This window comes from Aeromonas sp. S13(2024), from assembly GCF_041402405.1.
GTDB lineage: Bacteria > Pseudomonadota > Gammaproteobacteria > Enterobacterales > Aeromonadaceae > Aeromonas > Aeromonas veronii.
Map to the genome: position 1 here is coordinate 797883 of NZ_JBGLRA010000001.1, position 21448 is coordinate 819330.

Sequence of the window (21448 nt, forward strand, 5' to 3'; positions counted from 1 at the left end):
AGTAAAAAAGCCCCCGCACCAAGGTGCGGGGGCTTTCATTTATCGAAGCAAAGCCGGGGGTCAGACCGCCTGATACTCCAGCTCGACGGAGCCCAGCGCCTTGAGGGTGGACTGGGCGGAGTCCCGCTGGCTGATCTGGCCGTTTTTGTTCTCCAGCAGCACGGCGCGGCGGATGGTGGCGAGATCTTCGCCATTAAGCACCGCATGGGCGCAGGCCATCTGCATCGGCGGCAGGCTGGGGTTGAAGGCGGCGTTCTCGGCGTAGCGGCCAGAGAAGATGCGGCCATCGGCAAACTGCAGCGCCACCGCTGCATAGCCCTGACTGTAGGGGGCGTAGCTTTGACGGGCGGCGGCCAGCGCGGCTTGCCACAGCGGGTCTTCGCTTTGAAGCTCAAGCTCGGCGTGATCCTGCGGGCTCATCAGCGCATCCGTGATGTCGAGATCCGCCGGGCCAAACGAGTGGGGCAGGAAGGATTGCAGGGCGCTCAGGTCATCGGGCAGAGAGACTTTCAGGATCTTGGCGGTGCTCAGCTCGTTCATGAACTGACGGCAGTGGCCGCAAGGGGTGTAGTTGACGGTGATTTCGCTGATCCCGGTCTCGCCACCCAGCCAGGCGTTGGAGATGGCGGACTGCTCGGCGTGAACCGAGTGGAACAACCCTTGCCCTGCAAACTCCATGTTGGCACCGAAGTACCAGGTGCCGCTCAGGCCGCAGGCGATGGCACCTACGTAAAATTTGGAGATGGGCGCCACCGAGCAGGCGGCTGCCAGCGGCAACAGGGCGAGGCGCAGGGCGCGATCATCGAGACCTGTGGCGGCTTTCAGGGTGGCGACTTGCTCCGGCGTGAAGCGGGCGTTGAAGTCGGCACTATCCAGCATGGGCTGCACGGCTGCTTTGAGCGGGGCAGAGAGGGTATCGAATGGCTTGGCAAAACGGGGATGCATAGTGTGTCCTCAAAGGCCAATTGGGCGGCCATTGTAGGGAGCAAGCTCGGGTAAATGTGTGAGCCGGCTCACGCCCTGACGGGCAAACGGAGGGGGATGTTAATGGAAACGTTTGTCTTGTGCAAATTGTGCGGCAGGTCGCACCCCGAGAGGCCAGCAGGCCCCTCGGAATGGTCAACAGGTGGTCAATGGGGTGATCAGATCAGCCAGTGATAGATGGCAAACAGCAGCGGCGCGACGGCAGCGGTGAGGATCCCGCACACCACCATGGCCAGCGATGCAAAGGCGCCTTGGGTGATCCCCTTCTCGGCGGAGGTGGCGGTGCCGATGGCGTGGGCACAGGCCCCCATGGCGAGCCCTTGGGCTTCCGGATCGGTCACTTTGAGCAGTTTGAGCAGCGGGTAGCCGATCAGGGCGCCGACAATTCCCACCACAACAACAACGGCGGCCGCGATGGCGGGAATGCCGCCGATGGACTGGCTGACGCTCATGGCGAGCGGGGTGGTGATGGATTTGGTGGCAAGGGAGGCGAGCAGCGCCGGATCTGTGCCCATAAAATGACCGATCAGCAAGGTTGTGCACACCGAGATCAAGACGGAGGCGAGGGTACAGATTAGGATGGGCTTGAGCTTGGCCTGGATCTGGCGCGCCTGCTGATAGAGCGGCAGTGCCAGCGCCACTACTGCGGGCTCCAGCAGCATGGTAATGGGGCTGCTGCCGCGCTCGTACTGCTCAAGGGGCAGATCAAACCAGAGCAGCAGGCCGATGATCACCGCGGTCGGCACCAGCACCGGATTGATGATGGGCCAGGGCAGGCGGCGATAGAGGGCACGGGTGGCGAAATAGAGCGCCAGGGTCAGGGGAATGGCTAGCCAGAAGATCATTTGTTCATCCTCTGGTAGAGCCGACCGACGGTGGCGAGGATCAGCACGATCCCGAGCACGATGCAGAGCATGATGACGCCGAAGGATTGGCGCAGGGGCTCAAGCCAGGCCACCAGTCCGACCGCGACCGGCACGAACAGCACGCCCATGTGGCGCAGCAGCAAACCTGCGCCAAGCTCGACCCAGTGCAGCTTGATCAGTTGCAGGGAGAGCAGCACGAACAGCAACAGCATGCCGATGATGCTGCCGGGAAAGGCGAACGGCAGGATGGCTGCCACGGATTTGCCTGCCAGCAGGCAGGCGACGATGACCATAAAGTCACGAAAGTACAGCAAGGCGCGTTGCGCGATCACGTGAACCTCATCGACTGGGAAGAAAAATCGCAGTTTACCAGAGAGGCCGGGTCGCGGCATTAAAACAATAACAACTGAAATCAGTTCATTTGAAGCTGATTTGTATGCAGATTATCTGTTGAACATCGTCTGATAGAACCCTTTTTCGAACTACAAGGAGTAGTGATGACATCCCTCTTGTCCCGAGTTCGCCAGCTGGCGAACGATAATGCGTTGCCACCCCATCTGCTGCAAACCCGTGAGTGGGAAGGGCCCCTGTGTCGGGTGCGACTCGACAACACCGGTTCTGATGCCACCCCGGTCGAGCGCTGGGTGCTGTTTGACGGCAAGCTTGGCCTGCCGGTGGAGAGCGCCATCTATGGCGAAGGATTCCAGATGCTGGCCCAGACCATGGGTTGCTGGCAATCACCGCAACATGTCGGCCGTTGCCCCGATGCCAGCGTCTATCGCATCACCGATGACAATGGCTATCACACCATTCACAACCTGTTGCTGGTAGAGCATGGCAAGGGGTGGCTGCTGCTCGCCTTTGCCAGCTGCCACCGTTTTGGCGGGGAGTTCCGCCTCTATCCCGATGGTCGCTTGCAGATCCTGATGAACTGCGAAGGGCGAAAACTTGCCGCCGGTGAGCACTGGCAGAGCGAGGCGCTGATCTGCCTCGAAGGGGCGGAGCGCGAGGATCTGCTGGCCGAGCTGGCACGGCTGATCGAGGTCGAGCACGGCTCGCTGATCGGCAAGGTGAGTGAGCGCCCGAGCGGCTGGTGCTCCTGGTATCACTACTACGCCGAGGTGAGTGCTGCCGATATTCGTGAAAATCTGCAGGTGCGTGCCGAGCGTTTCCCGGCCCTGCGCTATGTGCAGATCGACGACGGCTATCAGGCCAAAATGGGTGACTGGCTCACTCCATCGGCCAAGTTCGAGCAGGGCGTTGCTGCATTGGCTGCGGAGATCAAACAGGCTGGCTGCGAGCCCGCTCTCTGGGTCGCCCCTTTTATTGCCGAACCCGGTTCACAGGTGTTTCAGGATCACCCCGACTGGTTTGTGAAGGGGGATGACGGTCTGCCGCTCCCCTCCGAGCGGGTCACCTATGGCGGCTGGCGCTGCACCCCCTGGTATGTGCTGGACGGCACCCACCCTGAGGTGCAGGCGCACCTCGAGCGGGTGTTCCGTACCCTGCGCGAGCAGTGGGGCATCCGCTATTTCAAGCTCGATGCCAACTTCTGGGGCGCCCTCCACGGTGGTCGTTTTCACGATCCGGCTGCCACCCGGGTTGAGGCCTATCGGCGCGGCATGGCCGCCATCCTGCGTGGTGCAGGTGAAGGGGCCTTCCTGCTCGGTTGCAACGCCCCTATCTGGCCAAGCCTTGGGCTGGTGCACGGCATGCGGGTGAGTGATGACGTGGAGCGCAATGGCCATCGCTATCGCCAGATCGCTCGCGAAGCCTTCTGCCGCGCCTGGCAAAATGACAAGCTCTGGGCCCTCGATCCCGACTGCATCTGTCTGCGGGATCTGCCAAGCCAGCAGGCAAGCCAGGCGGAATATAGTTTCCATCTGGCGGCGTTGGTGGCAAGCGGCGGCATGATGCTGGCGGGTGATCGGCTGCAAGATCTCGATGAGGAGCAGGCGGCGCAACTGCGCAAGCTGCTTGAGCTCTGTGCGGCCCGGACACCTTCTGCCCGTTTCGAGTCGATGGACTTTGCCTGCGGCGAAGTAAGCCTGCCCGAGGGGGGCACTCTGCTCTGCCTCTTCAACTGGGAGGGGCAACCACAGGAGTTTCTGCTGCCGGAGGGGGGAACCGATTTTTGGCAGGGGCAGGCAGTCGGCACAACCGTGACCCTGCAAGGGGGCGAGGGGCGGGTGATCCGCTACACCTGATCACAACATCACCACATACAATTCAGGCTCCATTACGGAGCCTGAATTGTTTCAATCAGCGGTTATCAGCCACGTTTTTCAGTAACGCCACTCAAAACCGACGGCGTATTTGGCTGAGCCATAGCCCGGGATATCACTGCCGGAGGCGATCGCCTTGAGGGTCAGCAACGGGGTGATGGGCACCCCCAGACCAAAACCGATGGCCAACTGATCATTGGGGTTCCCCATCAGATCGACCCGCATCACCCGATAGAGGGACATATCCTCGCTCAGGTGCATATAGGCTTGCGAAGCGCGGTTATAGACCTGACCAAACACCTCCAGCTGGAAACCTGACTGGGCGCTGATGGCCAGCGGTACCCCGACAAACTTGTAGAGATGGGAGCCGTTGAAGTAGCTGTTGGTGATCAGGGGAGTGAAATCAGTCTGCTGATAAAGGGTGTTGAAGTTCTGTTCTACGATGCGATAGGTCTGCTCGGGCAGGCGAGCAAGATAATCCGGCACATCGAACCGGTATGCGGCGTTGGCTGCCAGCGGCAGCAGGGCCAGTAATCCGAGCAGTGCGTGGTGACGAGGCATCAGCAAATGGCTTCCGTTCGGCCAAAGAGATCTCTTGCTTGGGAGACATCCGCTCAGGATGTTGCAAGATATTGGTTTTTGGGGAAATCCCCTTCGTCATTATGACCTGAAGAAGGGGATGGGCGGGAAGGATTTATTGTGAAACTACTCACAACTCATAAATCTTCCAGATAGTGATAAAGACTCTTTAGAATCGCAAAGTTCCGTTCGTTACTCTGGTTTTGCTCGGCCAGCGCCTCGAGACGGGGCACATAGTCCGGCAGACGGCGGCTGAAGTAGTCGCTGCAGTGCAGGCGCCAGCGTTTCTGCTCTGCTTCGCTCAAGGTGTGTGGCCAGTTGCGGGCGCGGTAGCGGAACAGCATCTCCGGCAGCCGGGCGTCGGTAAAGGCGAACTCCCGCTCACCCAGCAGATCCGCGGGGGTGGCACGCACCAGATCCATGGTGGACTTGTCGCCATGGCCAAAGAATCCGGCGTAGAGCTGGGTATCGGGGTCGCTCTCATTGCTGCCGGCGAACTCCTGATTGAACACCTCCACCAGTTTTTCCCGCACCTCGGGGTGGGCGCGTAGCAGATCCAGGCTCTTGCGGCACTGCTCCCGATCGATGCCAAGCTCGTCGGCCCGCTCCGCGGTCAGGGTGGCGGCCGGTGCCAGCACCGGGCACTTGTTGATGTGTACCAGTTTCACCGGAATGCCCGCCAGATCTCCCAGCTCCTCTTTCTTGGTATAGAGGCGCTCGCGGATCTCCTCGCTGGAGAGTTCAATGAGCGGGGTGGGGTCGCGGGTCAGGTCGACCATGATCACCGCGTTCTGGTTGGTGGGGTGCCAGGCGAGCGGTGAGACCCAGCTTGCACACCCCTGCCAGGGGGAGAACATACCGGAGACGTGTACCAGCGGTTTCATGGTCACCACGTCGATCAGTGCCTTCACCTTGTTCTTGTTGCGAAGGTCAAACAGGTACCTGAACAGCTTGGGCTGGGCCTTTTTCACCAGCTTGGCCATCTCGATGGTGGCCAGTACGTCAGAGAGTGCATCGTGAGCATTGGCGTGGGCTACGCCGTTGGCGACCGTCAGCTTCTCCAGCCGGAAACTCGGTTTGCCTTCATCATCAAAGGCCCACTCGATCCCCTCCGGCCGCAGGGCATAGCAGGCCCGCAGCATGTCGAGAATATCCCAGCGGGAGTTGCCGTTCTGCCAACTGTAGGCATAGGGGTCATAGAAGTTGCGATAGAGGGTGTAGCGGGTCACCTCGTCATCGAAGCGGATGCTGTTGTAGCCAAGCACACAGGTATTCGGCGTGGCGAATTGCTCGTGGATCTGGCGAATGAAATCCGCCTCGCACAGCCCATCCTTCATCGCCTTTTGCGGCGTGATACCGGTAATCAGGCACGCCTCCGGATCCGGCAGGTAGTCTGCCGGAGGCTTGCAATAGATGACCAGTGGCTCGCCAATAATGTTGAAATCCGCATCGGTACGAATACCGGCAAACTGCGACGGCCTGTCCTTGGCGGGGCTGATGCCGAAGGTCTCGTAGTCGTGGAAATAGAATGTTGGCTCGTTGCCCGCGTGTGCTGTTTTGCTCATGTTGCTCGAGATGAGGTATCCGATGACGGTAGCGCCTGGCGCTAGGGTGGGCGGTGCCAGGCACCACAATTGCCTGCATGGTAAACCATAGCGCAGGCAGAACGAAGGGCGAGCCGTGCAGGTGGCGGTTTATTGGGCGGTTGCTCCCGATATCTTATGCACTTCTGTCTTGCTCACCGGGACTATACGACCAATTTATCTCGTAGGATGCGATGATTTTTTATGACACCAGAATGTTAGCCTGGTCCCATATCCGCTGGTTATAAGGGGTATAACCAGCGTGTGACAGCGGGAGCCTTTAGACTGCAGGCCTCAAAACAGCAATTTTGCAGGTGGTGCAGTTATGGTGATTACTCAGGGTCCACAGTTCAACGGCAAGGCATCCAAGCGGATGCATGTGATGGCCAAACCTATCGGGGCCGTGTGTAACATCGACTGTACCTACTGCTACTACCTCAGCAAGCAGGATCTGCTGGAATACAAGAAGGGATGTTCGCCCCAGATGGATGAGCAGACCCTTGAGACCTATATCCGTCAATATATCGAGGGGCAGAATACCCCCGAGATCATCTTCTCCTGGCAGGGGGGCGAGCCGACGTTGCTCGGGCTCGACTATTTTCGCAAAGTGGTCGAGTTGCAGCGCAAATACCAGCCGCAAGGGGTGGTGATTGCCAACGACCTGCAGACCAACGGCATCCTGCTCAACGATGAGTGGTGTGAATTTCTGGCCGCCAACAACTTTCTCATCGGTCTGAGCATTGATGGCCCCGAGCTGCTTCACAACGCCTATCGGGTCAACCGAGCCGGGCGCGGTACCTTCAATCAGGTGATGACGGCGGTGGCGCTGTTGCACAAATACAAGGTGAAGTTTGCCACCCTGACCTGCGTGAACAACCTCACCAGCAAGAATGCGCTGGAGGTTTATCGCTTCCTGCGTGATGAGGTGAAGTCGCCCCAGATGCAGTTTATCCCCATCGTCGAGCAGAAGAGTTTTCGCACCACCGCGCCCCAGACCTGGCAACCGCAGGAGCAACTCAAGCAGGGGGACAAGCGCCTCAATCCCTGGCACAAAAATTCGGTGGTCGAGCCCTGGTGCGTCTCGGCCGAGGGGTGGGGGGATTTTCTCATCACCATTTTCGATGAGTGGGTGCAGCGGGATCTGGGGCGGGTCTTCGTGCAATATTTCGAGGCGAGTGTCGAGACCTGGATGGGACGCAAGAACCCCCTCTGTACCTTGGGGGAGATCTGCGGCAAGGGGCTGGCGATGGAGCCCAACGGCGATGTGTTTGCCTGTGACCACTATGTCTATCCCAAGTACAAGATCGGCAATATCCACCATCAGCCGCTCAGTGAGCTGGCGTATTCGCCCGCCCAGCAAGCGTTCGGCTTTGCCAAATCGCGCAGCCTGACCCGCCAATGCCAGCAGTGTGACTACCAGTTTGCCTGCTATGGGGAGTGCCCGAAGAACCGCTTTATTCGCACCCACGAAGGGGAGGCAGGTCTGAATTACCTCTGTGCCGGTTGGTACAAGTTTTTCAGCCATATCGATCAGTCGATGGCCTATATCCTGCGCCGTGCCGGTTACCCTGTGGCCCATGGCAAGTATCGTGATGCGGGGATGAATAACGGCGTCATGACACATGGTCAGAGGAAATAAGCGATGCAGAGCATGTTGAGTCGCTGCGAGTTCCGTCACACCCGCTCCGGCACCATGAGCGCCTTGTGGCTGGCCCTTGGCATGACCCTGTCTGGCCCAGCACTGGCGGTAGCCAGCCCTGAGCCGCCAGTCACCACATCAGCGAATGGGGCACCCACTGCATCCGTGGCGGCCAGTGCGCCCTCAGCCGCCCAGATCCAGCAGTGGGCCTACAGTGCGCAGGATATCTCCCTGCCAGCGGTGAAGCGGGCCGATGCCCTGCGCCAGCTGGCGGCTTATCCGAACCAGAACAGTCTGGTGGCGGTGGCCAGAACTCTGCGAGACGAGAGTGCGCTGGTGCGAGAAGCTGCGGTCGTAGCTGCCGACCCTTATCAGTTTGCGCACCGCTGGCGACTGCTCTCACCACTGCTGGCTGACAGCAGTGCCGAGGTTCGCCGCGCCGCTACCCTCAATCTGGCTCGCGATTATGGCGCCATGAATGAGGGGCAACTGAGCGCCATTGGCCAGCCGCTGGCGGAGTTGAGCGAGTATCTCGCCCGGCAGCAGGACCCTGCGCAGCAGCTGTTGCAGGCAGATCTCTATCGCTGGACCCGGCAGTGGGACAAGGCGCAGGCAAGCTACGAACAACTGCTGGCCAATCAGCCTGACAATCCCCAGCTCTGGCTTGGCCTCTCTGACAACTTGCGGGCCCAGCAACGGGATGGCGAGGCGCTGGCCCTGCTCAACAAGGCGATCCTTGCGCTGCCGCAGAATGCCAACCTCCATTACGCCAAGGCGCTGACCCAGGTGCGCCTCGATCAGAAGAGCGAAGCAGCAGTCACCATGGCACGGGCGGCGGAGCTCGCTGGCAATAACAGCTACTTCTGGTATCTCAACGGGGTGCTGCAAGAGCCGCTGGATCTCGAGAAAGCCATCGGCTCGTTCGAGCTTGCCTACCGGATCTCCGGCGCGCCGGAGCAGCTCTATGCGGTGTGCGATATCTACCTTCGCCACGATCACCCCAAGAGCGACACCTGCATGAGTGAACTTGGCAAGATAGCGCCCCCCGAGGTGCTGGCCGAGCTCAATAGCAAGCGCGCGAGCAAGACGAGCACGCCGCCGGTTTCCGCTGGCCAGTGATGGCTGCCACTTCTCTTACTGCACAGGTCAGGTTATGACGATCATACCGTTCAAATTCGCAATTCCGTTGCTGGCGGGCACCCTGCTGGTGGCTGGCTGCACCCTCTCGGTCAAACAGGGCAACCAGCCGCTCCATCCGCTGCGACAGAAGATTGAAGCGGACATGGTGCTGGTGGAAGGGGGCCGTTTTGAGATGGGCTCCAACGACCCTGCCGCCAAAGCGAGCGAAGGGCCACAGCATGCGGTCTCGCTCAGCAGCTTCTACATGGCAAAATTCGAGGTGACCCAGGCTCTGTTCGAGTCGGTGATGGGCCCCTCCATCAGCTATTTCCAGGCGCCGGATGTACCGGTCAACAACCTCAGCTGGCAACAGGCCAATCTGTTTGTGACAAGGCTCAATGAGTTGACCGGCGCTCACTACCGCCTGCCCACCGAAGCTGAGTGGGAGTATGCAGCCAAGGGGGGCAAGCTGAGTAAAGGCTATCGTTACAGCGGCTCCAATCAGATTGACGAAGTGGCCTGGTACAGCGGCAACGCCAAGAATCGCGCCTATCCGGTGGGGCTGAAAAAGCCCAACGAGCTGGGGCTATACGACATGACCGGCAATGTGGGGGAGTTTGTGGCTGATGCCTATGAAGAGACCTTCTATCACCACACTCCTCAAGAGAACCCGAACAATGCCCAGGAGAGCAAGAGCCACCTCGCCCATAAGTCGGTGCGAGGCGGCAGCTACGCCTATGAGGCTGAATTGTCTGAAAATTTCCGGCGTGATTTTGCCAGCCAGTCGGTGATGATGGCTGACATGGGATTGCGACTGGTGCGAGATGCCCGTTAGGACTGAACGATGGAGGTGGTCAGCCCCAGCTCGCTGACCACTTCGAACAGCTGCTGGCGTAGCCAGCGGTGGCCCGCCTCGGTGGTCCGGCTGGGATGCCAGATGGCCGACAGGCTGAATACTGATTCCTCGAAGGGGAAGGGGAGTACCCGCACATCATACATGCCGGCAAAGGTATTTATGATGGAGGTAGGCAAAACCCCGATGATCTCGCTGCATGCAATGATGGGCAGCATCTCCATGGCGGTCGGCACCCGTACCACGATATTGCGGTTGGCCATTTGCGGCAGGTGCTCGGCGGTGATCATGCTGCCTCTGACCTGCCACTGGGCCAACGCCACATGCTCCTCGGTAAAATAGGCCTCCACCGTCAAGTTGCTGCCCAGTCGCGGGTGGTTGCTGGCACACACCACCTTCACCTGCTCGCCATAGAGCATCTCGCTCTTGAGCATGCTGCGCCCGCTCTGGGTCATGTCGATGATGAGATCATAACGCTGCATCCGCAGGTCACTCTCCATATCCTCGGTAAAGAGGGGATGCACCTCAAGCGAAATACCTGGGGCGTGTGCCCGGATCTTGCACAGCAGCGCCGGGACCAGTTGGGCGCTGACCAGTCTGACACAGGCGATGGAGAAGACTCGCTGGGAGGTGCGTGGATTGAAAGTGCGCGATGTAGAGAGGGTCGAGCTGAAGTTTTTCAGCGCGGCCGCCATCGCCGGATAGATGTCGATGGCAAACGAGGTGGGTTCCATCCCCACGACCTTGCGATTAAACAGAGGATCACCGTAGATCTCCCGCAGTCGCTTGAGGGCCTTGCTGACGGCGGGTTGGCTGATCTCCATGCGTGTCGCCGCCCGGGAGAGGCTGCGCTCTTCATAGATGGCGACAAAGATCGGGATCAGGTTCAGCTCGGTACTTCTGATGTCTAACAAGAGAGGCCTCGTTACATGTTTGTGGAAAATTCACATTGCCTTGGCACTGTCGGGTAGCCGGAGGGGAGAACCTGCTACGCCAGTCAGGTGGCGTGGCAGCCAGCTGGTATCCCACTTTGGCAGTGTAATGAAGTGGGTAAAGTGGGACAACCAGTGCAGGACTGGTTGCTGCGTGGTGCACTTTATTTATCTGTTTGCTTTGCTGGATGATTGACCTGCAGAGGTCGGTTTGCCAGTCAGGGGGGTCAGTTCCGGCAGGGCCGCTTGCCAGCCGATAATGTGGCCCAACCGTGAACGGATGTTGCCAAGACTGGCGCCCCGTCGCCTTTGCAGGCGCACCAGCAGGCGCCAGCCCATCCTGAGCGCATCAGCCCGATCAAGGGGATCTTGCTGGAATACAACCTGTTGTTGCTGCCAAGCCGGATCGGAACTGACACGGCTAAGTTCCAGCCAACCCCTCTTGGCCCGCAGATAGCGATAGGCCAGTACCCGCACCGCCCCCCACTGCCTGCTCCAGATGGCGGCCCCATATTGCCAGCCGAGCGGGCGAGGGTGGTGACGGTAGTAACGGGCTATAGCCAGGAGCGCCAGCACCAGCAGGGCTACACCACTGGCTACTCCAAGCAGCCGATGCCAGTAGGCCGCCAGCCAGGAGGCGGGAGTGTGGCGCACTTGCAGGGTCTGCCCAGGGAGGGTCAGGGTTTGCAGCTGGCCAGTCTGGCTGTTCCACCAGGCAAGCTCCAGCGCGGGCAGGGTCAACTCACCACCGCGCTGCACGATATAGGTAGTCTGATCTTCCCGTGTCGAGAGGTACTCACCCCGCTCCTGGGTATCGTTCAGTCGGGCTTGCGCCGGATAGGCCTGTACCCGCCCACCGCTTGCAAGCGGAGTGATCAGCGGCGGGATCAGTACCGAGAGGGTATCCTGCCCGCTGGCGGTCACGGTGCGGGTGATAGCATCCCCTACCCGCAGCTCGCCGTCAGCATGGTCATCCGCAGAGCGCTGCCAACGCTGGCTCAGGGTGAGATTGCTGGCGCTCAGCCAACGCCCGCCGACCGTTAGGGCTGGGTCGGGCAGAGCGGCGGCAAAACGCTGAGGGTGGGTGGTAAGGGTGATCTGCCGGGAGCCCCCTTCAGGGCGCGCCACGGTGGCCCGCACCGTGATGGCGGGGATCTCGAACTGGCCGGATTGCTGGGGATAGAGCGTCAGCTCCCAGCGCTGGTGCGACCAGGTCTCGCCATCGCGGCGCTGGGTGAAGTTGGTCGCCAGCTCGCTGCGCTGCTTGACCATGACCCCCGGCAGCTCGAACTGGCCGATGCGGGTACCCGCGGTAAACCAGCGGTTGGTGGCCAGCTCCAGATAGAGGGTGATCTGTTGGTTGACGGCATAGGGGCGCTTCTCCTCCCCCTGCTCTTTCAACCAGCTCTTGAGGGTTACCTGAGTGGCGTCAGTCGCATCAGAAGCCTCAGCAGCCTGTGCTTCGACCGTGAGCAGCACAGCCCCGAGCAGGGTAGCGGTCGCCATATATCTGCACAGCCAATGGCGGAGTTTATTGTGCCGGTTGCACATGGGTAGGTTCCTTGTGGGTGGCAGAACGAGGACGGGCGGTTGCGCCCGTTTGCTGCGCGTGTAGCTGGAGGCGGAATTTGGCTTGCAGGAAGTCACCGGGATCAGACTCCACCCGGCGCAGCCACTTTTCGGCCTGCGCCGGATTGGCCAGGATCTGATCTGCGGTCAGGGTTTCGCGCGCCATCAGGGATGAAGCCACTGTCTCTTCCGCCCCGTCGGCACTGCGTGGCTCATCATCGGGCAGTTCACTGGAGTGATCAGGTCCATCCGGCGTGCCGGTCTGGCTCTGACTGGCGCGGTTGATCTCGTCAACAATCCTGCTCATCACCTGATAGTTGTGGGCGGCTGATTGACGCACGCTCGGGTCGCTGGCCTCGTCAGCCAGTTTCCGGAACAGCCGGCGGGCGGCCAGATACTCACGCTGTCTGGCGAGGGCATTGCCGGCATAGAGCAGAGCCTGTTCGGAGTCGGCTTGCAGGAATGCTGACTGGGCCAGCGCAAACTCGGCGCCATAGTAGTAGGCCACCCCTTTGTAGAAGGGATCTTCATAGTGTTTAGCCGCCTCCAGATAGTCCCCCTGCTGGAAGTACCACTGCCCCTGCTGATCCGGGGTGAGCCAGAGGTTTAACCACTGCTGTTTCAGCTCCTTTGCCCAGTGATTGATCGCAGGCTCTGTCGGCTCTGCGGGCGCCAGCGAGAAGGTGGTGGCCTGCGCAGGCGTCGTCTGTAGCAGGGAGAGACCGATGGCTGCCACCAGACCCCACTGCACCAGCCAGCCTTTGCGAAACCAGAGCAGCAGCAGGGCGACGACCGGAAAGAGCAGGTAGTAACCCATGTCCTGCCAGGGCATCAGGGAGTCGTTGTGGATCAAAAAGTTGCGTTCAATCCCCCGGTTGATGCGCTCTACGTCGCCATTATCCACCGTCATGGTGAGCAGGGTGCCATCGCTGTCACTGGCCAGTCGCCGTAGTGAGGCAAGCTCCAGCGGGCGTTTGCCACTCAGGGCCGGGTCGCCAGCGGCCAGGATCAGCAGCTGACGGGATTGACCACGGAAATAGTCAGCCAAGGGGGCAATGGCGGAGGGGCTGATGCCATCACTCACCAACAAAACGGTGCTGCCGGTCTCATCGGCCAAAAGCTCGGTGAGCAGCGGGATCACCTGTTCGGTGCGCTTGCCCGCTTTAGGCATGATCTCGGGACGGATGGCGGCGAGGATAGGGTCATAGACGGCATTGTCACGGGTCAGCGGCATGGCGGTGTGGGCCGAGCCGGCAAAGACCACCAGCCCGTTGCGCCCGCCATCGCGGGTCGCCAGCAGATCGCTGATCTTCTGCTTGGCCCGCGTCAAGCGGTTGGGGGCGATATCCGTTTCCAGCATGGAGTCGCTGTTATCGAGCAGGATCAGCAGGGCGCCCTGATCTTCGCCAAAGGGGGAGGGTTTACGGCTCCAGGTTGGCCCTGCGCAGATCAGGATGGCCAGCCCCATCAGCAGCCCCAGCACCTTGAGGGGCAGGTTCTTTTTCCAGCCGGTGTCCCCCAGCGTCAACGCCTCGCGCAGATGGGTCGGCAGCCGCTGTTGCCAGCTGTTCGCTTCATCCATGCGCCAGCGCAGCAGCAGGATGGCGACAAGGGGGAGCAAGGCCAGCAGCCACCAGGGGCGCAGAAAGTGGGCATTCAGCCAGAGCTGTTGCCAGTAGAGGGGATCCATCATGGCGTGTCTCCTGAGAGAGCAGTGCGCAGGCGGTAGCGCCTGAGGGTCAACAGGGAAAAGAGAGTGAGATAGAGGCCGACGCTGACGGCGATGAGGTAATGGTGCAGGCTTTCGCGGGTCTGAAAGCGGGTGCTTTCGTAGCGTTGTGCCTCCAGCTCACCGATCACCTGATAGGCGCGCGTCAACTGCGCCTCATCAAGAGCCTGAAACAACTGGCCGCCGGTCAGGGTCGCCAACTGTTGCAAGGTATCGAGATCGAGTGCCTGTTCGCCGACGGTGGCCGGATCCCCCATGACGATAGTATGCAGCCGCACACCGTTGACCGCGGCTACCCGGGCCGCATCCCGCGGGCTGACAAAACTGCCGGTGTCGTTGCCATCGGTAAGGATGATGGCGACTTTCTCCCGCTTGGCGCTGTTCTGGTCTAGTTGCCCGTGGCGATCACTGTTGTTGAACACTTTGATTGCCAGACCGATGGCATCCCCCAGATGGGTACTCTGACCAGCCATGGCGACATCGGTCTCCTGCAGCAGGGTTTGCCAGGTGTCGAGATCGGCGGTAAACGGCGCCTGGAGAAAAGCGGCATCCCCAAACAGGATGAGCCCGAGTCGATCTCCTTTACGCGTTGCAGCAAATTGTTTAAGCACCTCTTTGGCGGCGTCGAGCCGACTGAGGGACTTGCCGGGGTCGGGGGAGAAGTCGGTCTCGGCCATGGAGCCGGAGAGATCCAGCACTATCATCACATCCCGCCCGAACCGCTCGCGTACCTGAGGCGGGCCATAGATGGTAGGCTTGGCCAGCGCCACCACCGCCAGTAGCCAAACGGTGGTCAGGGCGATCCGTTGCCACCAGCTGGCAGTCAGCTGGGTTGCCCCCTCACGCGGCCGCTCATCCAGCAGGTCGATCAGCAGATCGAAGAAGGGCACCTTGATGACACTCTGCCGGGTGCGATAGGCCGGAATAAGGCGAAACACCAGCAACGGCAGGGGCAGCAGCCAGAAACAGTGGGGGTGGGCAAACTCGAGACCGGCATCAAGCATGACGGGCCTCCGTCGCCAACGAGGCTGTTTGTATTGGAGTCTGGTGGTGGGCAAGCCAGTCGTTGCAGAGGGAAACGAGGCAGAGCTGATCACTGACGCTTAACACCACCTGATCACAGACCAGCGATACCAGCCAGCGCTCCCCCAGTTCGGTCGCGAAACGGGGCTGCCTATCAGCCATGGCATTGTCGAGGGTCTGCAGCAATGCCATGCCAAACAGCTTGCCGTGCCGGGGATCTAGGTGGGTCAACACCTGCTTGATCAGGTGAAACAGCGCCAGACTGGCCCCGGCATCAGACCAGTTGATCGTGCGCAGGGCCGCCTGCGCTTCACGGCGGTAACGCTGTTGCCACCAGCGCTGTGCCCGGTGATAGAGCCAGAGCAGCGCCAGCGCCCCCAGGCTCAGCGCCAGCAGCAGCCAGCCTGTGGTTTGCGGTTGCCAGCTGATGGTGGGTGGTACGGTCACGTCCTGCAATTCGCGCAGCATATAGGTGCCGGGCAGCTTGTGGTTCATCAGTGATCTCCTCCCAATGCGGTAATGAGGCGGGCGAGGTGGTGGCCACCGGTGTCGAGGGTAATAAGCGGCAATCCCTTGAGGGCCATCAGTCGCTGCAGTTGATCTTTTTTCAGTTGCTGCTGGTGGGCTAGCCCCTGATCCAGCACAGGGATCTGGTGGGGAGCAATATTGAGCTGGTACTGGCCATCGCCGACTACCCAGCTGGCGTCAGCGGCTGTGGTCGACAGGGTAGACTCGAGGGGATCGGCGATGTGCAGTGCCAGCACATCGTTGTGCTGCTGCAAGTAACCAAGGCGGGTCAGGTCGGCCTCGGTGACGCCTGCCCAGTCGCTAAGAAAGATCAGGGTGGTATTTTTCAACTTGAGGCGGCCCAGCATCGCCAGCAGGGGGGCCAGACCGGTCGCCTCGCTGTCGCGGCTGGTGGCCGAGAGAGCATGATTGGCGGCACAGAGCTGGCGCAGTCCTGCCAACCAGTGGCCACGGGAGCGCTGGCCGCGCAGCCACGCCACGCCATCGCAGTGCAAAATGGCGAGCCCGACCCGATCGCTCTCTTTGAGTACTTGCCAGCCGAGCAGGGCGGCGACTTCGGCGGCCACTACCGACTTCATCACCTCCACCGAGGAGAAGAACATGCAACTGCGCTGATCAACGCAGAGGATCACGTGACGATCTTTCTCTTCACTATAACTGCGCACATGGGGGCGGCCGGTGCGCAGGGTCACTTTCCAGTCCAGGGTGCGAATATCATCCCCTTGCTGATAGTGGCGCAGCTCTTCAAAGTTGAGTCCACGGCCGCGAAAGCGTGACGGGTGGCGGCCGCACAGCAGGTTGCCGCTGTTTAACCGGGGCAGCAGTGAAAACTGGCCGACCAGCCCCTGTAGCCGGACCAGCGTCAGGTAGTCACAGTGGATGCGGGGGTCACCACTGGGCGGTTGCCCGCACTGTGTCAGCCTGTCATGGGATAAGGAGCGAGGTGTCATGGTATCGCTTACCCGATGACGACGTGATCGAGCAGAGTCATCACCACCTGCTGGTGATCCACCCCATCTGCCAGCGCGTCATAGCTGAGGGTAAAGCGGTGACCAAGCACGCTGGGCACCATGGCGCGCACATCGTCGGGCAGCACGTGGTTGCGCCCTTGCAGCCAGGCATAGGCGCGTGCGCACTTGTCCAGAGCAATGGATGCGCGGGGACTGGCGCCGACCGCAATCCACTGTGGCAGCCCGGTGGCTGGGTAGCGATCGGGGTGTCGGGTCGCCATGACCAGCGCAATGATGTAGTGCTCCACCAGCGGTGAGACCGTCATGGCCGAGAGCTCTGATCTGGCCTGCAAGATGAGCTCAGGAGGGAGGGGGGCGAACCCCTCGTTCTGCTGGCGGGTACCGCGCTCTTCGGCCCGCACCAGCCGAATGATGGCAAGCTCTGCCTCATCATCGGGGTAGGCGACCGAGACCTTGAGGGCAAAACGGTCCATCTGGGCTTCTGGCAGCGGGTAGGTACCCTCCTGCTCGATGGGGTTCTGGGTGGCCAGTACCATAAAGAGCGCGGGCAGGCGATGGCTCTTGTCACCGACGGTAACGGTGCCTTCGGCCATCGCCTCCAGCAGCGCCGCTTGTACCTTGGCGGGGGCGCGGTTCACTTCATCGGCCAGTACGATGCTGTTGAAGATGGGGCCTGGCTGGAAACGCAACTGGTGGGCTCCGTCACGCTCCTGATACATCTCGGTGCCGGTTACATCCGAGGGGAGCAGATCGGGGGTGAACTGAATGCGGCCGAAGCTGGTATTGAGGGCTTCTGCCAGTGTCTTGACCGAGCGGGTCTTGGCGGTGCCGGGCAAACCTTCAAGGAGCACGTGGCTATTGGTCAGCAGGCCGATGACCAGGGCGCGGATCACATGGGACTGGCCGACCACACTGTGACCAACCTGTTCGATAAGTTGCGAGATCTGTTGTTGCAAGGAGTTCATAGGGTTTTCCACAGGGTACATTTAACGAGACAGAGATAGGGCTAGAAGGGGGCCAACGGGTTTTCAATTTCCAGCCGGCACGGGGCGTCCGGCTGGAAATTGAAAACGCCCACCAGAGAGTGATGGGCGTTGGAGTCACCGCCTTACTTGATGGTGGCGACTTTTTGTTTGAGTGCGTCCAGCTCTGCCAGTTTGCCCTTGAGCATCAGGCTCTGGGAGCTAATGCTGGCCGGGTTCATCTGGAAGCTCTGCTGCATCGGGTAGTTGGGCAGAGTGTCGAAGAACTCTTTCAGGATCCCCTGCGCAGGTACGAACAGCCACATGTTGTCTGCCATCCAGCGCAGATACATGCCTGACTCATGCGGTGCCTTCTCGAACGGATCTGCACGCAGGTTGATGATCTGCGGCCAGTTCGGAGTCACACGCGCCGCGTCGGTGATGTTGCCCTCCATGGTGGCAAAGTTAAGCTTGAAGTCATTCCAGCGCACGGCGTTGAGTTCGCCGTTTGAGGAGAAGTAGAGCATGGAGTTGCGTGGGGAGGTGTCGGCTTTTCCGGCGAGGTACGGCATGAAGTTGTAACCGTCCAGTTTCACCCGCCACTGTTTGCCGTTGGCCTTGTAGCCCTTGGCCAGCTTCTCTTTCACATCCGGTACACCGGCTGCGGCCAACAGGGTCGGCATCCAGTCCTGATGGGCCATCATGGCGTTGACCTTGGTGCCTGGCTTGATCACGCCCGGCCAGCGAACTAGTTGCGGAACCCGCATCCCGCCCTCCCATGTGGTGCCTTTTTCGCCGTAGAATGGGGTGGTGCCGCCATCCGGCCAGCTGACGGTCTCGGCGCCGTTGTCAGTGGTGTAGATCACGATGGTGTTGTCGGCGACCCCCAGCGCGTCCAGTTTGTCGAGCAGGATCCCCACCTGATCATCGTGCTCCAGCATGCCGTCGGCATAGATGCTGACGCCGGATTTACCCTGGTACTTCTCTTGCAAACGGGTCCAGACGTGCATGCGGGTGGCGTTGTGCCAGATGAAGAAGGGCTTCTTGGCCTTGACTGCTTTCTCCATGAACGCCAGCGAGGACTCGAGGAACTCTTCGTCAGCATGCTCCATGCGCTTGCGAGTCATGGGGCCGGTATCTTCAATCTTGCCGTCGGCAGAAGATTTGATGACGCCGCGTGGGCCGAACTTCTTCTTGAACTCCGGATCTTTCGGGTAGTAGTAGGTTTCCGGTTCCTCTTCCGCGTTCAGGTGATAGAGGTTACCGAAGAACTCGTCGAAACCGTGCTTGGTCGGTAGATGCTGGTTCTGATCGCCCAAATGGTTCTTGCCGAACTGAGCCGTCATGTAACCCTGTTCTTTGAGCAGATCACCGATGGTGGGTGCCCAATCCGGAATGCCGTGGGTGGATCCGGGCATGCCGATGGTCAGCAGACCGGTACGGAATGGCTCTTCACCGGTAATGAAGGCGGCACGGCCGGCGGTGCAGGATTGCTGACCGTAGTGATCGGTAAAGAGGGCCCCTTCATTGGCGATCCTGTCCAGGTTCGGGGTCTGGTAGCCCATCATCCCCTGGTTGTAGGCACTGATGTTCCAGTAGCCGATGTCATCGCCCATGATGGCAAGAATATTGGGCTTGGCGGCTGCTGTGGCACTACCAGCGGTGGCCATTAAGGCAAGGCTCATGGCTATTTTGTTTATTTGAATGGCCATTATTGGCTCCACTCCTAATCTGATGTGAATTGGTACACAAAATGGGCGATGAAAGCAGCGTGCGTTTAACGCGGTGGAAATATCATCCCGTGCAGGCTGTTGGAGGGGATGGAATACCCGGATGGGCACATTCCCCTTTATCGCTGTCGTTATGACCTGCAAAGAGTGATATGACCTGAATAGCCCGAGTTAACCGCAGCTTGGAAATCAGCTTTCAACAGTTTCACTCTATAAATCCCGTTTATCCCTGTCGCCTTATAGCGAATATAACCGCTGGTTATCCGTTATTTTTTCTCCAACCCTTCGGTCGCAGGCTATCGGGTGGGCTGGAGCGAGCATGGGAAGCTGTGTCCAGAAAGCGTGAGGTGTCTACCGTTATCGATGGCGACAAGGCGAATAAATGGGTGATGGAGTTCACAGTTCGGTTAATTAATTTTGGGATGGTGGTAGTTATGGGCGTTGTGGTGTGCCTTTATTCAAAATTATTACTGGCAAACCGAGCACTCTTTAATTCTGATTAAGTCATAATTAAGTAAAGTTGGGGTGTTGATTGTTTCGCTTAGATATGAGTTTTTAAAACTGCTCACAATCTCTACGCGAGATTTAAAAAGTCTGCCCGCATATTTTTGAACGGATAAATATGACTTGAATGGGAGTGGCCAAATAAATCCAGCTGTGATCTTTGTCTTTTCAAGGGGCGCAGGTTCATAAATGCCTATAAAAACAAGGTAAAAGGCTCGGCTATTGACTAAGTTGATAGAAGGCGAAGCATAAAACAGCGCCAGTTTGATACGACAACATCGCATGGGACCAGGATCATGGACAGAGCGCAGGGCGCAGCCCCCTTTTCATTGCAAGTGGATCTAAGGCAGGTGGTGTATGCCCTGTCAGCCTCGCTGGATCTGGTGGGCATTGGCGATGTGGCCCACGGTAAACGGGTCGGGATTATGGCTGCCGAGTGCAGTCGGGAGCTGGGGATGAGTGAGGCCGAACGCTGTCTGCTGTTCGAGTTGGGGGTGCTGCATGATATCGGTGTCTCCTCGACCATCACCCATCACCATCTGGTCAGCGAGTTCGATTGGGAGTCCTCCCAGCGCCACTGCGAGGTGGGATATCAGCTGCTCAAGGATTTCCGTTTGCTGGCCCCGTTGGCCCTGCCTATCCGTTATCACCACACCCACTGGCACCTGCTGCGCGAGATGGCCGATGTGGACCCCAATGTGGCCCGTCAGGCCAACCTTATCTTTCTGGTGGATCGCTGCGATGCGTTGGCGGCGCCCTACTATGGCGATGGTTCATTGTTGATGCATACCAACGAGATCCGCGCACGCCTGCGGGATTTCCGGGACGAGTTCTTTGCCCCCGAGCTGGTGGATGCCTTCCTCAAGGCGTCTCGCTCTGAGGCATTTTGGCTGCAGCTGGAGGCTCGCTCCATCAATGATTACATGCTGGAGATGCTGCAGGTGCGGGAGCCTTGCTTGACTTTCAACGGGGAGCTAAAAGCGCTGGCGCAGATCTTCTCTGGCATTGTCGACGCCAAAAGCCCATTCACGATGACGCATTCGCTCGGTGTGAGCAGGTTGTCTCGTGCATTGGCCGAGCAGATGGGAGTCAGTGCCATACATTGTGACATGTTGGAGATCGCCGGTTTGCTGCATGATCTGGGCAAGCTCAGGGTGCCGGACGAGATCCTCGACAAGCCTGCCAGCCTGACGAAGGAGGAGCGGGCCATCATCAATACCCACAGCTTCGAGACTTACCAGATCCTGCGTCATATCGAAGGGTTTGAGGAGATTGCCTGTTGGGCGGCCTATCACCATGAGGAGCCTGATGGGGAGGGCTATCCGTTCCACCTGCCGGCATCCGCCATGGCGCTCGAAGCGCGGATCCTGCGGGTCGCTGATATTTTTCAGGCAATGGTGCAGGACAGACCTTATCGCCGCGGCCTGCCTGCCCGTGACGCATTGACCTTTATGCAGCAACTGGCGGATCAGGGGCGGGTCGATCCTGCGGTGGTGGCGGTGCTGGCCGATCACCTGCCGCAGATGATGATGGCAGCCATTCCGGATCGCGAGCCGGATCATGCCATCAATTGAGGGAGAAGCTGGCCGCTGACTCATACTGCCGTGAGCCAGCTATGCTTGGAACAAGCCGAGCATGGTGCCGGTACCGGC

Annotated in this window: 18 protein-coding genes; 5 read left to right on the top strand and 13 right to left on the bottom strand. The window is 59.8% G+C overall.

The features are described 5' to 3' along the window. Positions 1 to 60: 60 nt before the first annotated feature. From cdd to ACB042_RS03515, 3 genes are all read right to left on the bottom strand, one after another. A complete protein-coding gene (gene cdd / locus ACB042_RS03505) occupies positions 61 to 945 on the bottom strand; it encodes a cytidine deaminase (RefSeq protein WP_005333283.1) in 885 nt (294 codons plus the stop codon). A 197-nt stretch (positions 946 to 1142) separates the two neighbouring features. Beyond that, the gene (locus tag ACB042_RS03510; RefSeq protein ID WP_005333281.1) at positions 1143 to 1829 is read right to left on the bottom strand and encodes an LrgB family protein; all 687 of its coding nucleotides are present in this window, start codon (positions 1827 to 1829) and stop codon (positions 1143 to 1145) included. Next, positions 1826 to 2182, bottom strand: coding sequence for a CidA/LrgA family protein (locus tag ACB042_RS03515; protein WP_005333279.1), 357 nt, complete (start codon positions 2180 to 2182; stop codon positions 1826 to 1828). The genes ACB042_RS03510 and ACB042_RS03515 overlap by 4 nt, the downstream gene beginning before the upstream one ends. Before the next feature lie 165 nt (positions 2183 to 2347). Between ACB042_RS03515 and ACB042_RS03520 the strand changes: the two genes are divergently transcribed. Continuing rightward, on the top strand, positions 2348 to 4057 hold the full coding sequence (locus tag ACB042_RS03520) for an alpha-galactosidase (protein WP_371177796.1): 1710 nt from the start codon (positions 2348 to 2350) through the stop codon (positions 4055 to 4057). Between the two features lie 78 nt (positions 4058 to 4135). On the opposite strand, the gene ACB042_RS03525 is transcribed toward ACB042_RS03520, so the two are convergent. Further along, positions 4136 to 4636: a hypothetical protein gene (locus ACB042_RS03525; protein ID WP_005360277.1), complete on the bottom strand. Its 501-nt coding sequence runs from the start codon at positions 4634 to 4636 to the stop codon at positions 4136 to 4138. 155 nt (positions 4637 to 4791) lie between these two features. Beyond that, complete coding sequence (gene sbcB / locus ACB042_RS03530; RefSeq protein WP_371177797.1) at positions 4792 to 6219, bottom strand: exodeoxyribonuclease I; 1428 nt, start codon at positions 6217 to 6219, stop codon at positions 4792 to 4794. A gap of 343 nt (positions 6220 to 6562) precedes the next feature. On the opposite strand from sbcB, the gene ACB042_RS03535 reads away from it, so the two are divergent. Genes ACB042_RS03535 through ACB042_RS03545 form a run of 3 tightly spaced genes read left to right on the top strand, consistent with a single transcriptional unit; the run spans position 6563 to position 9830 of the window. Continuing rightward, entirely contained in the window at positions 6563 to 7876 is a 1314-nt protein-coding gene (locus ACB042_RS03535) for an anaerobic sulfatase maturase (RefSeq protein ID WP_206874584.1), read from the top strand. Positions 7877 to 7879: 3 nt separating this feature from the next. Beyond that, a complete protein-coding gene (locus tag ACB042_RS03540; protein ID WP_371177798.1) occupies positions 7880 to 8995 on the top strand; it encodes a tetratricopeptide repeat protein in 1116 nt (371 codons plus the stop codon). 34 nt (positions 8996 to 9029) lie between these two features. Next, positions 9030 to 9830: a formylglycine-generating enzyme family protein gene (locus ACB042_RS03545; protein ID WP_371177799.1), complete on the top strand. Its 801-nt coding sequence runs from the start codon at positions 9030 to 9032 to the stop codon at positions 9828 to 9830. On the opposite strand, the gene ACB042_RS03550 is transcribed toward ACB042_RS03545, so the two are convergent. The 8 genes from ACB042_RS03550 to ACB042_RS03585 all read right to left on the bottom strand — a co-directional run bounded on the left by ACB042_RS03550 (position 9827) and on the right by ACB042_RS03585 (position 19247). Next, the gene (locus ACB042_RS03550) at positions 9827 to 10762 is read right to left on the bottom strand and encodes a LysR family transcriptional regulator (RefSeq protein WP_371177800.1); all 936 of its coding nucleotides are present in this window, start codon (positions 10760 to 10762) and stop codon (positions 9827 to 9829) included. The two genes, ACB042_RS03545 and ACB042_RS03550, sit on opposite strands and share 4 nt — an antisense overlap. A gap of 186 nt (positions 10763 to 10948) precedes the next feature. Beyond that, entirely contained in the window at positions 10949 to 12286 is a 1338-nt protein-coding gene (locus ACB042_RS03555; protein ID WP_371177801.1) for a BatD family protein, read from the bottom strand. 25 nt (positions 12287 to 12311) lie between these two features. Continuing rightward, on the bottom strand, positions 12312 to 14042 hold the full coding sequence (locus ACB042_RS03560; RefSeq protein WP_371177802.1) for a VWA domain-containing protein: 1731 nt from the start codon (positions 14040 to 14042) through the stop codon (positions 12312 to 12314). Continuing rightward, on the bottom strand, positions 14039 to 15082 hold the full coding sequence (locus ACB042_RS03565) for a VWA domain-containing protein (RefSeq protein WP_371177803.1): 1044 nt from the start codon (positions 15080 to 15082) through the stop codon (positions 14039 to 14041). The genes ACB042_RS03560 and ACB042_RS03565 overlap by 4 nt, the downstream gene beginning before the upstream one ends. Continuing rightward, entirely contained in the window at positions 15075 to 15596 is a 522-nt protein-coding gene (locus tag ACB042_RS03570; RefSeq protein WP_258720561.1) for a DUF4381 domain-containing protein, read from the bottom strand. Before ACB042_RS03570 ends, ACB042_RS03565 begins: the two co-directional genes overlap by 8 nt. Next, positions 15596 to 16579 carry a DUF58 domain-containing protein gene (locus tag ACB042_RS03575; RefSeq protein ID WP_371177804.1) on the bottom strand — a complete coding sequence of 328 codons (984 nt, stop codon included), beginning with the start codon at positions 16577 to 16579 and terminating at the stop codon, positions 15596 to 15598. Before ACB042_RS03575 ends, ACB042_RS03570 begins: the two co-directional genes overlap by 1 nt. 8 nt (positions 16580 to 16587) lie before the next feature. Next, on the bottom strand, positions 16588 to 17565 hold the full coding sequence (locus tag ACB042_RS03580; protein ID WP_371177805.1) for an AAA family ATPase: 978 nt from the start codon (positions 17563 to 17565) through the stop codon (positions 16588 to 16590). Between the two features lie 143 nt (positions 17566 to 17708). Continuing rightward, positions 17709 to 19247 (bottom strand): arylsulfatase, encoded by a 1539-nt coding sequence (locus ACB042_RS03585; protein WP_235630079.1) that lies wholly within the window; start codon positions 19245 to 19247, stop codon positions 17709 to 17711. Positions 19248 to 20092: 845 nt separating this feature from the next. On the opposite strand from ACB042_RS03585, the gene ACB042_RS03590 reads away from it, so the two are divergent. Beyond that, positions 20093 to 21370, top strand: a complete 1278-nt coding sequence (locus tag ACB042_RS03590) for an HD domain-containing phosphohydrolase (protein ID WP_103251966.1) — start codon at positions 20093 to 20095, stop codon at positions 21368 to 21370. Positions 21371 to 21448 lie beyond the last annotated feature (78 nt).

Excerpts from the sequence above, each read along its gene's own strand:
- cdd (WP_005333283.1), bottom strand. The coding sequence starts at position 945 with ATGCATCCCCGTTTTGCCAAGCCATTCGATACCCTCTCTGCCCCGCTC.
- ACB042_RS03545 (WP_371177799.1), top strand. The coding sequence starts at position 9,030 with ATGACGATCATACCGTTCAAATTCGCAATTCCGTTGCTGGCGGGCACC.
- ACB042_RS03580 (WP_371177805.1), bottom strand. The coding sequence starts at position 17,565 with ATGAACTCCTTGCAACAACAGATCTCGCAACTTATCGAACAGGTTGGT.
- ACB042_RS03565 (WP_371177803.1), bottom strand. The coding sequence starts at position 15,082 with ATGCTTGATGCCGGTCTCGAGTTTGCCCACCCCCACTGTTTCTGGCTG.
- ACB042_RS03560 (WP_371177802.1), bottom strand. The coding sequence starts at position 14,042 with ATGATGGATCCCCTCTACTGGCAACAGCTCTGGCTGAATGCCCACTTT.
- ACB042_RS03570 (WP_258720561.1), bottom strand. The coding sequence starts at position 15,596 with ATGAACCACAAGCTGCCCGGCACCTATATGCTGCGCGAATTGCAGGAC.
- sbcB (WP_371177797.1), bottom strand. The coding sequence starts at position 6,219 with ATGAGCAAAACAGCACACGCGGGCAACGAGCCAACATTCTATTTCCAC.
- ACB042_RS03555 (WP_371177801.1), bottom strand. The coding sequence starts at position 12,286 with ATGGCGACCGCTACCCTGCTCGGGGCTGTGCTGCTCACGGTCGAAGCA.
- ACB042_RS03585 (WP_235630079.1), bottom strand. The coding sequence starts at position 19,247 with ATGAGCCTTGCCTTAATGGCCACCGCTGGTAGTGCCACAGCAGCCGCC.
- ACB042_RS03525 (WP_005360277.1), bottom strand. The coding sequence starts at position 4,636 with ATGCCTCGTCACCACGCACTGCTCGGATTACTGGCCCTGCTGCCGCTG.
- ACB042_RS03540 (WP_371177798.1), top strand. The coding sequence starts at position 7,880 with ATGCAGAGCATGTTGAGTCGCTGCGAGTTCCGTCACACCCGCTCCGGC.
- ACB042_RS03520 (WP_371177796.1), top strand. The coding sequence starts at position 2,348 with ATGACATCCCTCTTGTCCCGAGTTCGCCAGCTGGCGAACGATAATGCG.
- ACB042_RS03575 (WP_371177804.1), bottom strand. The coding sequence starts at position 16,579 with ATGACACCTCGCTCCTTATCCCATGACAGGCTGACACAGTGCGGGCAA.
- ACB042_RS03510 (WP_005333281.1), bottom strand. The coding sequence starts at position 1,829 with ATGATCTTCTGGCTAGCCATTCCCCTGACCCTGGCGCTCTATTTCGCC.
- ACB042_RS03590 (WP_103251966.1), top strand. The coding sequence starts at position 20,093 with ATGGACAGAGCGCAGGGCGCAGCCCCCTTTTCATTGCAAGTGGATCTA.
- ACB042_RS03535 (WP_206874584.1), top strand. The coding sequence starts at position 6,563 with ATGGTGATTACTCAGGGTCCACAGTTCAACGGCAAGGCATCCAAGCGG.